Source organism: Paenibacillus sp. OAS669 (assembly GCF_014873645.1).
GTDB lineage: Bacteria > Bacillota > Bacilli > Paenibacillales > NBRC-103111 > Paenibacillus_S > Paenibacillus_S vulneris.
In genome coordinates this window covers 172,899-185,251 of the sequence record NZ_JADBDR010000010.1, presented here as the reverse complement: position 1 = coordinate 185,251, position 12,353 = coordinate 172,899, and the positions used below count along the sequence as shown (strand labels likewise).

12 protein-coding genes and 1 riboswitch are annotated in these 12,353 nt (G+C 51.1%); of the genes, 4 read left to right on the top strand and 8 right to left on the bottom strand.

Going from position 1 to position 12,353, the window contains the following annotated elements:
- Positions 1-4: 4 nt before the first annotated feature.
- Entirely contained in the window at positions 5-1,438 is a 1,434-nt protein-coding gene (locus GGC63_RS21925; protein WP_192704120.1) for an FAD-binding oxidoreductase, read from the bottom strand.
- A gap of 168 nt (positions 1,439-1,606) precedes the next feature.
- Here GGC63_RS21925 and GGC63_RS21920 point away from each other — a divergent pair, with 168 nt between their 5' ends.
- The gene (locus GGC63_RS21920) at positions 1,607-1,822 is read left to right on the top strand and encodes a hypothetical protein (protein WP_079909891.1); all 216 of its coding nucleotides are present in this window, start codon (positions 1,607-1,609) and stop codon (positions 1,820-1,822) included.
- Positions 1,823-2,191: 369 nt separating this feature from the next.
- Here GGC63_RS21920 and GGC63_RS21915 read toward each other — a convergent pair whose 3' ends face one another.
- The gene (locus GGC63_RS21915; RefSeq protein ID WP_079909890.1) at positions 2,192-3,721 is read right to left on the bottom strand and encodes a cation acetate symporter; all 1,530 of its coding nucleotides are present in this window, start codon (positions 3,719-3,721) and stop codon (positions 2,192-2,194) included.
- Between the two features lie 42 nt (positions 3,722-3,763).
- Positions 3,764-4,069, bottom strand: coding sequence for a DUF485 domain-containing protein (locus GGC63_RS21910; RefSeq protein ID WP_192704119.1), 306 nt, complete (start codon positions 4,067-4,069; stop codon positions 3,764-3,766).
- A gap of 326 nt (positions 4,070-4,395) precedes the next feature.
- Between GGC63_RS21910 and GGC63_RS21905 the strand changes: the two genes are divergently transcribed.
- The gene (locus GGC63_RS21905; RefSeq protein WP_192704118.1) at positions 4,396-5,082 is read left to right on the top strand and encodes a YjjG family noncanonical pyrimidine nucleotidase; all 687 of its coding nucleotides are present in this window, start codon (positions 4,396-4,398) and stop codon (positions 5,080-5,082) included.
- 175 nt (positions 5,083-5,257) lie between these two features.
- Here GGC63_RS21905 and tenA read toward each other — a convergent pair whose 3' ends face one another.
- The 4 genes from tenA to GGC63_RS21885 are packed head-to-tail and all read right to left on the bottom strand — an operon-like array spanning position 5,258 to position 8,827.
- Entirely contained in the window at positions 5,258-5,926 is a 669-nt protein-coding gene (gene tenA / locus GGC63_RS21900) for a thiaminase II (RefSeq protein WP_192704117.1), read from the bottom strand.
- Between the two features lie 42 nt (positions 5,927-5,968).
- Positions 5,969-6,775: an energy-coupling factor transporter transmembrane component T family protein gene (locus tag GGC63_RS21895; RefSeq protein WP_192704116.1), complete on the bottom strand. Its 807-nt coding sequence runs from the start codon at positions 6,773-6,775 to the stop codon at positions 5,969-5,971.
- Positions 6,750-8,243 carry an ABC transporter ATP-binding protein gene (locus tag GGC63_RS21890; RefSeq protein ID WP_192704115.1) on the bottom strand — a complete coding sequence of 498 codons (1,494 nt, stop codon included), beginning with the start codon at positions 8,241-8,243 and terminating at the stop codon, positions 6,750-6,752. Before GGC63_RS21890 ends, GGC63_RS21895 begins: the two co-directional genes overlap by 26 nt.
- Positions 8,240-8,827 (bottom strand): ECF transporter S component, encoded by a 588-nt coding sequence (locus GGC63_RS21885; protein WP_192704114.1) that lies wholly within the window; start codon positions 8,825-8,827, stop codon positions 8,240-8,242. Before GGC63_RS21885 ends, GGC63_RS21890 begins: the two co-directional genes overlap by 4 nt.
- Before the next feature lie 132 nt (positions 8,828-8,959).
- Positions 8,960-9,064, bottom strand: a riboswitch (TPP riboswitch).
- Positions 9,065-9,310: 246 nt separating this feature from the next.
- Between GGC63_RS21885 and asd the strand changes: the two genes are divergently transcribed.
- Both asd and GGC63_RS21875 read left to right on the top strand, forming a co-directional pair.
- Positions 9,311-10,099 (top strand): archaetidylserine decarboxylase, encoded by a 789-nt coding sequence (gene asd, locus GGC63_RS21880; RefSeq protein WP_192704113.1) that lies wholly within the window; start codon positions 9,311-9,313, stop codon positions 10,097-10,099.
- A gap of 31 nt (positions 10,100-10,130) precedes the next feature.
- Positions 10,131-11,396, top strand: a complete 1,266-nt coding sequence (locus GGC63_RS21875; protein WP_192704112.1) for an MFS transporter — start codon at positions 10,131-10,133, stop codon at positions 11,394-11,396.
- A 194-nt stretch (positions 11,397-11,590) separates the two neighbouring features.
- Here the strand turns inward: GGC63_RS21875 and GGC63_RS21870 are convergent, their stop codons facing one another.
- On the bottom strand, positions 11,591-12,325 hold the full coding sequence (locus GGC63_RS21870) for a WecB/TagA/CpsF family glycosyltransferase (RefSeq protein WP_225948402.1): 735 nt from the start codon (positions 12,323-12,325) through the stop codon (positions 11,591-11,593).
- Positions 12,326-12,353: the final 28 nt, after the last annotated feature.

Here is a 12,353-nt window from a genome sequence, read left to right as displayed (position 1 = left end):
CAGGCTAGTCCCCCTTATATTGTTGGTAAAAATAATTCATAAACAACCCTTCGGGGTCGTACTCGGATTTCTTGTCCCAAAATTCGCGGGAACGCGGGTAGGCCGCTTCAAATTGCGCCTGCTTCGGATACGCCGCATACGGCAAATAATACGTCCCCTTGTGGGCAATAACCCGATCGATAACACTTTGAATGCTTTGTTTGAATCTCGCCTGCCCTTCGCCCGACAAAGGAACGTTAAACAAGCAGACGAGAGCGAACATATCCTCTTGAGCGTAAGAGAGAACCGCTTCCCGATCCTGATTGACGTAACGCACCGTAATGTTCAGCAAATTCAAATGCTCGTCCTTCAGCACTTCCCCAAAGCTTTGGACAAAAGAGGAAAACTCATTGACCGGAATAAAGTATTCCTGAAGCAGGTCATTTTTGCCCGCCTCCCTGTACTCCATGAACTGCGATTCCGACCGCATGGCATTGTTTCGGCTGATGACCGACTGCTGCTGCCGGTTGAAATACCACTGCTGCATCCGCCAGAACATGTTCTTTCCGCTGTCCGAGGCGCGGTTCATCTGAAACAGCAGCTTGGTCGGTATCACCCAATCCTCCGTTGTCTTCAAGGTTTGATACCGCCGAAGAGGAAGCTCCCTATCCACCTTGTAATTGATGGCATACATTTCCTTAAGGAACGATTCCGGAGCAACCGAGATGCGGGCAATGTGCATATGGATATCGGGGTCGGCTTGAACCTGGCTTCTAAAATATCCGCTGTAATCCTCAACCGTCATCCTCTCCGTTGACACCCTATAGACTTCGTCTTCCGTAAGCGTTAAGGTCACATCCAGGATAATGCCGAACAATCCATAGCCTCCCAGAACCAGAGGGAACAAGTCCGCATGCTCAGTCCTGCTCACCTGCTTCACCTGGCCGTCGGCCGTCAGCAGGCGAAACGACTCTACGCTTTTGATTAAGGAGCCATTGCGAATATCTCTTCCATGGGCATTGATGCTGATAGACCCGCCAACGGTAAAAATATTCTGGGACTGCATCGTCTTGACCGACAGTCCGTACGGATTGACGGCCTCCTGAACATCATTCCACGTCGCGCCGGCCTGAACGCGGATAGTTCGCGCCTGCAGGTCCATGGAGATAATTTTATTAAATGATGTCATGTCGACAACAATACCGTCCTTATAATAGGTATGACCTCCCTGACTGTGCCGCTGGCCTGCGATGGATACGGTAAGATGCTTGTCCCGTGCTTCCTGCAGCAGATGAACCAGCTGCTCCTCCTCGCGGCCCTGCACGACCCGCTCCACCTTGACCGGATGAAGCCTGCTGTAGTCCGTAATCAGGAACGGATCCTGATCCGCGGTATTCAAGCTGAAATATTGATATAGGCAGAGAGAGGCCAGCAGCAATAGCGCAACCCATTTCTTCATTCCTATCCTTCTCCCTTATCGATTGTGCGAAGCCTCCGCCCATCCAACATACCACAAGTTGGAAATGGGGTCACGAGCTTTTCACTCGAGGTCTGCAAGCCCGTCCTCTTTTCTGTTATAATAGGCGATAGCCTTTTCAAATATGGATACAATAGGAGATTCTGACCCATGGCCATGAACCGCCGACTCGTCACCGATGCTGATTTTCAGGAAGCGATGGACCGTCAGTCCAAAGTACGCGTGTTTCAGGACGATCATATTGTGGATTCCGGCGTCGTGATTACCCGCTTTACGGATTCCTTCATCGTGACGCAAGCGGGAGTCAGCGATGTGACCTACCACTCGCGAAGCTCTTGTGAGTTTTTCGAAATGAAGAAGCGATAAGGATGCTTCGGAAGCAAAAAAAGACCGGGCATATACCGCTCGGTCGAGTTTATTGAGAAACCTATAGTGTTTGAATGAACTATTGCCAACATACTCCGGTAGGGGCATGCCCCTCCAGCCAAGCTTCCGAAGCAGGCTTTGCTACGCAAAGCCCATAGCTGTTGAAACCCGTGAAAGGTGATTATATTTAGCGGTATTTTCACGGGTTTCAAAGGCGGACGTAAACTCCTCCGAGGCATACCCCACCTCCCTATGTAGTATAGTTCGTGCAGAACAGGGCGTTCATCAACAAGACCGGGCGTACAGCGCTCGGTCTTGTTGCTTCTTATCTCGCCACCCCTGCTATGAATGATTGATGCAGCTGCAGCTCTACAGCTTCATCCCCGTATGTGCCTTAACCAGGATTTCATCATATTTTGCCGAATCGGATGAACGCGACAGCCAAGTGCCGATCCACGCGCCTAGAAAGCCTAGCGGAATAGAAATGATGCCCGGGTTCGCATAAGGGAACAGCGCCTGCCCGACCAGAATGGCCTTGCCCGGCTCGGGACTCCAGACGCTCGGGCTTACAATAACCAGAATGAGTGCGCTGATCAAGCCTGTCAGCATCCCGGTTATTGCACCTGCCGTGTTAAAGCGTCTCCAGAAGATAGTAAACAGAATTACGGGCAGGTTCGCGCTTGCCGCAATAGCAAAGGCGACGGACACGAGGAACGCCACATTCAGCTTTTGCGCAAACAGCGACAGCAGGATGGAAACGACCGCTACCCCCACGGAAGCCCAGCGAGCGACGCTCATCTGCTCCTTCTCGTTTGCATCTCCTTTACGGATAATATGAGTATAGAAGTCATGGGCGAAGGCAGAGGCTGCAGCCAGTACCAGTCCGGTCACCACAGCAAGAATGGTCGCGAAGGCTACCGCCGAAATAAAGGCGAAGAACAGGTCGCCCCCAAGCGCTTTGGCCAATAGCGGAGCCGCCATATTGCCTCCCTTGTCCGCGGCCAATATATTATCGTAGCCTACGAAGGCCGCTGCGCCGAAGCCAAGGAAGATCGTCATAATATAGAAAATTCCGATCAGCCAGGTTGCATGAACGACGGAGCTTCTTGCTGTCGGCGCATCCTTCACCGTGAAGAAACGCGTCAAGATATGCGGTAAGCCAGCCGTTCCTAGCACGAGCGCCAGGTTCAAGGATAGCGTATCCAGTGGCACCTTGTATTTATTCCCGGGATTCAGGAAGCTTTCCTTCAGCGGTGTCGCCGTCTTCATCTGCTCGAACATTTCGGTAATGCTGAAGTGAAACTTCGCCAGCACGATGATCGAGACGATGAAGGTGCCCCCCATCAAAAGAACCGCCTTGGTAATCTGTACCCACGAAGTGGCACGCATGCCGCCGAATACGACGTACACCGTCATCAAAGCCCCTACGATCAAGACGGAGGTCACGTAATCCAACCCTAACAGCAGCTTAATCAGCGACCCTGCCCCCACCAGCTGGGCAATCATATAAAAGATCGAGATCGTAATCGTGTTCAACGCTGCGACCCCGCGAATCTTTTTATTATTAAACCTTGCCGCGATCATATCCGCCATTGTATATTTCCCAAGATTGCGCAGCGGCTCAGCAACCAGATAAAGAACGACCAGATAAGCTACAAGAAAGCCGATGCTGTAGAAGAAGCCGTCAAACCCTGATAAAGCAATCGTTCCCGCAATACCGAGAAACGAGGCTGCCGACATATAATCCCCCGCAATCGCCCATCCGTTCTGCCATCCCGTCAATCCCCCGCCCGCCGTATAAAACTCGTTCGTCGAATTGGTCTTTTTGGCCGCATAATAGGTGATGATCAAGGTGATGGCCACAATCCCCAAAAATAATATGAATGCTGACGTATTCATCCTTTTTTCCTCCTTCGGCTTTTCACCGTGCGGTTACCTGATTCAAGACGCTTTATTTCTCGTAATTTCCTCGATCATCGCATCGTATTGGCTGGACTTGCGGGAGTACGCGATACAAAGCGCCCAAGTCATAATGAATTGGGAAAAGGCGAAAACCCACGCCCAGGACACCGAGCCAAAGGCCGGAGCATTCAGCACTTTGGAATAGGAGGTTAAAAGGGGCAGCGCGAAGTAATAAGCGAAGAAAAAGATAGACATCGGCACTAGAAATCGTTTTTTCCTTGCGATTAAAGCTTTAAATCGAGGAGAATTGGCAATGCGACTGTAATCCACCGCTTTGGCATTCATACGCTCAGCCTCCCATCGTTTTTTGCGCCGCAGCTCTTGCAGGCAGCTGCCTAGACTTGGATGAATGGACCAGGGTGTGTGCGCTTCCATTTTCAATTTATTAGGATGCTATCTCCAATATTACGTTAGCTATAAACTATTTTTTTGTAAAACATCGCGTTGGGTAGGAAACTAGAATCACTTCAAATGCGGAGTAAAACTATCGTTGCCTTTCGTATTATGAAGTCAGCCAGTTTTAGTTGATTCTCATCACCAGCTTGGTCATAATATAAAGAATTCAATTTTGGAGTTTATATATGAATTAGATTTGAAAATAGGGGGACAAAATGAAGAATTACGATATTATATTTTTTGATATAGATGATACACTTTTTGATTTTTCTAAATCGGAGAAACAAGCTTTTAAAAAAGTCCTTGAAAAATATAATCTATTAAATAGCTTAAGGCTGTTCAAAAAGAGTTACCAAGAAATTAATAAAGTGTTATGGGGAGAATTAGAAAATGGAAAATTGAGCCTTGTTGAACTAGGTTCAGAGAGATTTAAGAGATTATTTTTAGAACATGAACTTGAAATTGATGCAGTTTTATTCAATCAAGATTATTTGGGGTTTCTTGGAGAGCAATCGCACCTCGTCCAAGGAGCTGAAAAAGTCATTAAAGATCTCTCGTATAAACGCTTAGCAATTATTACTAACGGTTTCACTGATGTACAAACATCTAGAATTAATAATTCCCCTATAGGAGGTAAATTTGAACATATTATTATCTCTGAATTAACTGGATTCCAAAAACCACAAACAGAAATTTTTGATTATGCTTTTCATAAGCTTCAGATTACAGACAAATCCAACGTGCTAATGGTAGGCGATTCGTTGACTTCTGATATTCAAGGCGGAATTAACTATGGTATTGATACTTGTTGGTTCAATCCAAAGCACAAGGAAAATACTACATCCTTTAAACCTACTTACGAAATAAATAAATTAGAAGGCCTGATAGAGATTGTAAAATAAGTGCACACACCCACAAGTTCTTATGTTTGGAGGGGGTCTGTCACAGCACTATCATTTGCAAAAAAAAGTATTGCTCCTCGTCTCATAAAAATCCCCTCCGGTCTACAGTGTTAAGTCCAGCATTGCATGAACTCTTTTCACTGTTAACCGCAAGGGGATATACAGGTACTCTTTCTTATTTATAGGCTGGCCACGCTTCAAGCGTATAAGCCATTTCCCAGAATAAATATTCATAATGACTGCTTATCACAAAATGCTGCTTCATCCGATCGCGGTCGGCCTGCGATACCTCTGCGGCAATAGAGTCCAGACGATCGATCTGCTCCTGCACCAGCTCCCGGAACCATTCGCCGCCGTAAGCCTCAATCCATTCGCGGTAGATCGGCTCCTCCGGAGCTGATCCCTGAAGCTTCTCGCCGATCTCGTAATACAGCCAGTAGCACGGCAAAATGACGGCGATAATGTCGCCCAGATGCCCGTTATAGGCTACCCGCTGCATATGCGATGTATAGGCGTAAGCGGTCGGCGCCGGCTGAAACGCGGCACGTTCTTCGGCCGTAATGCCCATTCGTTTGCAGAATGTTTCGTGCAGCGACAGTTCCGCATTGTAGGTTCCTTGAGCGTGAACGGTCATTCGGTTAGATGTGGCAAGGTCGGCCGCTTTGGCCGCGCCAAGGGACTGTACACGGGCGAATTGGGATAAGTAGTAAGCATCGTTCAGCACATAATAACGGAAGCATTGAAGCGGCAGGGTGCCGTTAGCAATTCCTTGAACGAACGGATGATGAAAGCTTGCATTCCAGCTGTCCTCCACTGCTTGACGCAGCTCTTGTGAAAATTTCATGGCGGTTCCTCCTTTAATTTTGCTTACATCCTATCGTCAAGATCAGACGACTTTATACCTTACATCTCCTACATGGAAATAAGGAAAATGCTGGCCCAAATACAGAGCAGCGCACACCGTCAGCACCAAATAGAAAAGCAAATAGACATCGCGCTGGGAAAATCCGATCCGATAATAAAATGTACGATGGTGCGAAGCCGAGAAGCGCTTGGCCTCCATCGCAACCGCAATACGCTGCGCCCGGCGGATGCTCTGCGCCAGCAGAGGGATCGCGTAGAGCCTTAGCGTCTCATACACGCCGCCTAAACCTGCGCGCCTTTTAACGCCGCGCACCTTCAGCGCCATGCCGAGCGTCTGGAATTCGGCAGCCATGATGGGAATCAGCCGCAAGGCGGCCATAAAGCTGTAGGCGAATTTCGCAGGCAGCTTGCACTGCTGCATCAGCGAGTAGAACAAGGCGACGGGCCTTGTCGTCAATGCAAACGTCAATCCTGTAAGCGCCATGTTGACGGTCTTCAAGCCGATATGAAGCCCGCGGTAAGAGCTCTCCTCCGTAACCCGAATCAATCCCCAATGAATCCATGTCGTGTCCCCTTTTCCGAACAGCATCATGGACATGGAGGACGATACGAAGAGCAGTCCGAACGGCAGGAACATCAGCAGCAGCCGGTGCAGAGGCTGTCCCGAAAAGCACAGCAGCAGAATCAGCTGGGCAAGGGTCAGATTGACCAGAACATTAAGATTGTCCGTGAAGAGAAGGACAAAGAACAAGGCCAGCGACAGCAGCAGCTTGAAGCTCGGATTCACTCGGTGCAGCCAGGTTTCATCGTAAGCTAATAAGTTGTCCACTGTCCTTCACTTCCTTCTGCAAATATTGCGACGGCGTCGTGTCCGCTTCTAGCCTTCCCCGCTCCACGACCCAGACCCGGGTTGCGAACCACCGGACGATCTCCAGATCGTGCGTGACCATAATAATGGTCGTTCCCTGGCGTCTCCAGGCCTCAAGCTTCTCCAGAATCGCGAAGGTGTTCGCTGCATCCTGTCCGAACGTAGGCTCATCCAGCATAATAACCCGCTGTGTCTGATACATTGCCGTCGCCACGCTGAGACGGCGTTTTTGTCCGAGCGATAATTGATAAGGGTGCTGGTTCTGCTGGGCCTCCAGACCGAACTCGGCCAGAAGCTCCAGCGCAAGCCTTTCGGCATCCGGCTTCCGCCCGCGGCGGAACCCGAATGCCGCCTCATCCAGCACGGAATGGGTTACAAATTGCATTTCCGGATTTTGAAAGACGTAAGCTGCAGTATCCGCCACATCCTTGAAGCCTTTAACGCCGCGTCCAGCCAGCTCGTAAGCGCCCGAGGTCTTAATGAGCTGCATCAGGGCTTGAAGCAGCGTGCTCTTGCCCGCTCCGTTCTCGCCCACTACAGCAATCCATTCGCCGGAGCTCGCCGCCGCTTTTTCGACACGCAGCTTCGCTTCCCTGCCGCGGTAGGCGCTAAAATCGCTCAGCTTAAGCAATCCCGATGCTGGCACAGGCTTCTCCTCTGCAGCATTCCGCAGCGACCTGTAAGCCGGTCCGGAGACGTAATCATCCCATACCTCCGGATACCAGATCCCGTACTCCTTAAGCTTTTCTTTATGCTGACCGAATACGTCGGCAGGCGGGCCGTCCGCCAAGATATCCCCTTGGGGGGAGAACAGTACGACCCGGTCGACAAATCCGATGATTTCATCGATTTTATGCTCTACGATAACGATCGTTTTGTCCCTTCCTATAGCCTTGATGGTATCCCACACCTGCCGGGTGCCCTCCGGGTCCAGCAGCGCCGTCGGTTCGTCGAAGAACAGAACCTCCGGCTCCAGGGCAAGCACGGAGGCTATCGCCAGACGCTGCTTCATCCCCTGGGACATCGCTTGAATGGGCATGTGAAGCTCGGGAAGCTCGAGTCCTACCTGCCGCAGCCCGTCGCTGATTCTGCCGCTCATCTCCTCCCGCGGAGCCCCCAGATTCTCCAGCACGAACGCCATTTCCTCATCTACGTACGGCATGCAGAATTGGGTATCCGGGTCTTGAAATACATAGCCCCATGAGGCAGGAATGGCAATCTCGTCGAATTTGACAGGGACCTCGATCACATTGGGAACGAGCCCGGTCAATACTTGAAGCAGCGTAGATTTGCCGCATCCGCTCGGTCCGAGGAGCAGCACCTTCTGCCCTGTCTGAACCGAGAACGAAATATCGTTGAACAGAAGCGTCGGACTACCGGCGAATTTGAGACGTAGTCCATGTACTGATGCACATTCCTGCTGCATCATCCCTTACGCTCCAAGGCCTGGTAATCTGCGCTGCTCACCGGACGGACAAGCTGTGTCACCCCGGTAACCTCCAGAGCTTTCACCAGCCAGTACGCGCACATCCCCGTGAAGAAGATCGATCCGACGATGCGGAAAGCAAAATACAGCGTCAAATTCCAGGTTTGCAGATCGATCAAATAGCCTTTGAACGCGTCGAAAACAAGCGAAGCGACAGCCGAACCGATCCCTGCCAGGGAAACCGTCGTTATCGAGAAGCTGCGGTATCGGAATAAGGCGAATACCAGCTCGGCCAGCAAACCTTGAGCAATCCCGTAGGTCAAGGATTCAATCCCGTATTGCGAGCCTGTAAGAAGCTCCCCGGAAGCCGCGGCCACCTCCGCCAGCAGCGCTACGCCCGGTTTGCGGATAATCAGCGCCGCTACCGTAGCCGCCATAAACCATACCCCGTAGACAAGCTGATCCAGCTGCAAGCCCGCCAGCTTTACGACGTTGGACACATCTCCCCATAACCGATAAATGATGCCGAACACAACTGCGATGACGATGGTGACCAGGATGTCGGTTAGCTTTAACCCTTTGGACATTTCCATCCACTCCTTTTTCTAAATATGATGATGCTCGGGGCCTCAGCCCAGACCTTGTTCTGACAGGACAACGCGAAAAGGCCACCTCCATCAACAACATGGAAGTGGCCTGCATGTACGTAGATAACACGCTTCTAACGTTCTCCACTTCCCTACGCTGGTACAATCCAGATCAGGTTCAGAGGGTCTAGGATCTATCGATCCAGTCTCAGCCTTTCGGCTCCCCTAGTGACAAATATCATATTAGCACGATTGGGATAAAAGTCAACGGCTAAATGTGCGGTATCCGGTCCGCAAAAAGAGACGGCAATCCTCACTTGCCGATACCGGAGCCGGTTGGGCACCGAAACATCGCCGTTTTGCGTATGGGCAAATGTCCCTTTCCTTCCTGTAGGGCCATGCTTTTTTTCTTGCGTTGGACCCTGTTCTGTGTCAAGATATTCGGTAGACCCACACTATGAAGAAATAGGTGAATGAACAGTTATGATGAAACCTTTTTTCCGCTTGCTGACGGAGCTATCCTCCCGCAAGTCGATCTCCCGGTTAACCGGATCCTTTGCGAAATCCCGAGCAAGCCGCGGATTGATCCCGCGCTTTGCCAAAATATACGGCATTCCGGTTCAAGACGCCGAGAAGCATCTGTCGGAGTATGCTTCACTGAATGATTTTTTTACGAGACGTTTGAAATCCGGGCTGCGTCCAGTCAATACTGCCGAGCATACTCTCGTCAGTCCGGTTGATGCAGCGATTACCGGCATGGGACCGATAGAAGAAGGTTTGATCGTTAACGTCAAGGGACAAGATTACACCGTTGAGGAGCTGCTTAACTTTTCGCCTCGTACGGTGAATTATCAGAACGGATTTTATTTCGTGCTATATTTGAGCCCGACCGATTATCACCGGATTCATACCCCGATTGACGGAAGCATTATCGAGAAAGAGCACGTCCCGGGCAAAGTATATCCGGTGAACGAGTTCGGTTTGCGCCAAATGCGCAGAGTATTGAGCCGTAACGAAAGATTGATCACCTATATGCAGCATGAGGGCGGCGAAGTGGCCGTAGTAAAGGTCGGAGCGATGAACGTGAGCAGCATCCAGTACGTGAAGCCGCTGCCCAACACCTTGCAGCGCGGGGATGAGCTCGCTTACTTCGAGTTCGGCTCCACCGTCGTGCTGCTGATGGAGAGCGATACGTTCTTAAGCCGCAGCGACCTGCATGTCGGAAGCAAAGTCAAAATGGGAGAAGCGTTAGGAACCATTCAGCCATCCTGACATCATCGTACTAGCAGAGGAGAAAGCCATTATGCAAGCAGCATCATCCGGAACGGAGGCCGCCGGCGCAAGACTGCAATCGGCCCCGCAGCACAGTCTCAAGCCGACTGTCATGCGAATTTTACTTGCCATAAGCATCGTTCATTTGTTCAATGATTCCATCCAGTCGATTATTCCGGCCATCCTGCCGATTCTTAAGGATTCGATGCAACTAAGCTACATGCAAGCGGGGATTATCGTCTTTTCCCTTAACATGACCTCTGCGCTTATGCAGCCGGCCATCGGCTTATATTCTGACCGCAAGCCCTCCCCCTACATGCTCCCACTTGGAATGGGATTGACATGCCTAGGGGTGCTGGGCCTTGCCTTTTCGCCCAATTACGGCATGATTCTCGTATCCGTCATTTTTGTCGGGCTGGGCTCCGCCATCTTTCACCCGGAAGGCTCGCGCGTCGCACACATGGCTGCAGGCTCACGGCGCGGGCTGGCACAGTCCATCTTCCAGGTAGGCGGCAACGCCGGACAATCCCTGGCCTCCATCATGACGGCGCTCATCTTTGCTCCTCTTGGACAGCGAGGGGCCATTTGGTTCGTTCTTGTGGCCGGACTGGCCATAGCCGTTCAAATGTATATTGCGCGGTGGTACAGCGGTTATATGGCGGCAAACCCGAGACCGGTCAAAAAATCCGCCGCACATGCCAACCGACCGGCCCGTAAGAAGCAGATCGCCTTTGCGTTTACGATGCTGATTTTTCTTGTGTTCGCCAGATCCTGGTACCATTCCGGGGTATCGACCTACTACCCGTTTTATTTAATGGAGAAATTCAACCTGTCTCTGGAGCATGCGCAAATCTACATCTTCCTGTTTGCGGCTGCCGGTGCCGTCGGCACCTTCCTCGGAGGGCCGCTTGCGGACCGTTTCGGACGGCGGAATATGATTTTCTTCTCCATGCTCGGCTCCGCGCCTTTAGCGCTGGTGCTGCCGTATGCTAATGCATTTTGGGCCTACGTCATTTTGTTGATCAATGGACTTATTATTTTATCCAGCTTTTCAGTGACCGTAGTGTATGCCCAAGAGCTTGTTCCTGGTAAGGTCGGAACGGTCTCCGGACTGATCACCGGCATGGCCTTCGGACTCGGAGCATTAGGAGCGGTAGCCTTGGGCGGCCTGATTGACAAGTTTCATCTGGAGGCAGTTATGCAAATGGTCAGCTTCCTGCCGCTGCTCGGACTGTTGACCTTCTTCCTTCCCTCGGACAAGAAGCTGAAGGAATGGGACCAGCAGGCATCCGCTTAAAGCAGCGGGAGCAATATGGTGCCTGGCATAGAAGCTAAAAAAATCCTCCTCTCCGCAAGTACGGAAAGGAGGATTTCTTTGTTGACACGGCTTCTACGGATAAAATTCGGAGCTAGCTCCCCGTAAACTAACCGAATCAGCTTCATAGCAAAGGCCATTGCTTGATGGGGATAAGTTAACTCCGATCTATAAGCTCAACCTCTTCCCGTAACGACTCTCCAGGCAAACTTCGGCAGCAGAAGCTGCCTTCGCCATCTTAGCGAGGGCTTGGACAGCAGCCGGTGCAGCCATTCCAGATGGAGGTTCTGCCATAGGACCGGTGCCCTCTTGACAGTTCCGGCAATAATATCGAGGCTTCCGCCGACTCCGAAGGCTACTTTGGCGTGAAGGCTTGTTTTGTACCTCGTAATCCACTTCTCCGAATACGGCGCCCCCATCGCAACGATCAGAAAGTCGGGCTTGGCGGCTTGAATGGTGCGAACGATTGCTTCCTCCTGCTCCTTGCCAAAGAAACCGTGATGCCTCCCCGCAATGCGAACCCCTGGATAGCGTGCCGCAATGTTGTCCGCCGCTTGTCGGCTCGTCTCTTCATCTGCCCCCAGCAAAAAGAATGAATAGCCTCTTTCATTGCCCATCTCGAGCAAGCCGATCAAAAGATCGTACCCCGTCACCCTTTCCTTGAGCGGGGTTCCTTTCCATCTGGAAGCCAGGACGATTCCTATACCATCAGGAGTTATCAGGTGGGCAGCGTCCATAATTTGCTTGAATTCGCGGTCCTGAAGGGCCGTCATGACGAATTCCGGATTGGCCGTGATAAGATGAAACAAAGAATCTCCGGGGTTGTTCACCCGATCGGCAAGGTGCTGCAGCGTCTCGTTCAAATCAAGAGGGGAGAACGGAATCCCCATGATAGGTACCGGTTGTAACAAGGGATCACCTGCTTCGTTATTGGTATGG

What these genes read in the sequence shown, in the direction of transcription:
- tenA (WP_192704117.1), bottom strand. Translation starts at nt 5,926, where the DNA reads ATGAAATTTTCACAAGAGCTGCGTCAAGCAGTGGAGGACAGCTGGAAT.
- GGC63_RS21905 (WP_192704118.1), top strand. Translation starts at nt 4,396, where the DNA reads ATGAAGAATTACGATATTATATTTTTTGATATAGATGATACACTTTTT.
- GGC63_RS21910 (WP_192704119.1), bottom strand. Translation starts at nt 4,069, where the DNA reads ATGAATGCCAAAGCGGTGGATTACAGTCGCATTGCCAATTCTCCTCGA.
- GGC63_RS21885 (WP_192704114.1), bottom strand. Translation starts at nt 8,827, where the DNA reads ATGTCCAAAGGGTTAAAGCTAACCGACATCCTGGTCACCATCGTCATC.
- asd (WP_192704113.1), top strand. Translation starts at nt 9,311, where the DNA reads ATGATGAAACCTTTTTTCCGCTTGCTGACGGAGCTATCCTCCCGCAAG.
- GGC63_RS21920 (WP_079909891.1), top strand. Translation starts at nt 1,607, where the DNA reads ATGGCCATGAACCGCCGACTCGTCACCGATGCTGATTTTCAGGAAGCG.
- GGC63_RS21890 (WP_192704115.1), bottom strand. Translation starts at nt 8,243, where the DNA reads ATGATGCAGCAGGAATGTGCATCAGTACATGGACTACGTCTCAAATTC.
- GGC63_RS21875 (WP_192704112.1), top strand. Translation starts at nt 10,131, where the DNA reads ATGCAAGCAGCATCATCCGGAACGGAGGCCGCCGGCGCAAGACTGCAA.
- GGC63_RS21925 (WP_192704120.1), bottom strand. Translation starts at nt 1,438, where the DNA reads ATGAAGAAATGGGTTGCGCTATTGCTGCTGGCCTCTCTCTGCCTATAT.
- GGC63_RS21915 (WP_079909890.1), bottom strand. Translation starts at nt 3,721, where the DNA reads ATGAATACGTCAGCATTCATATTATTTTTGGGGATTGTGGCCATCACC.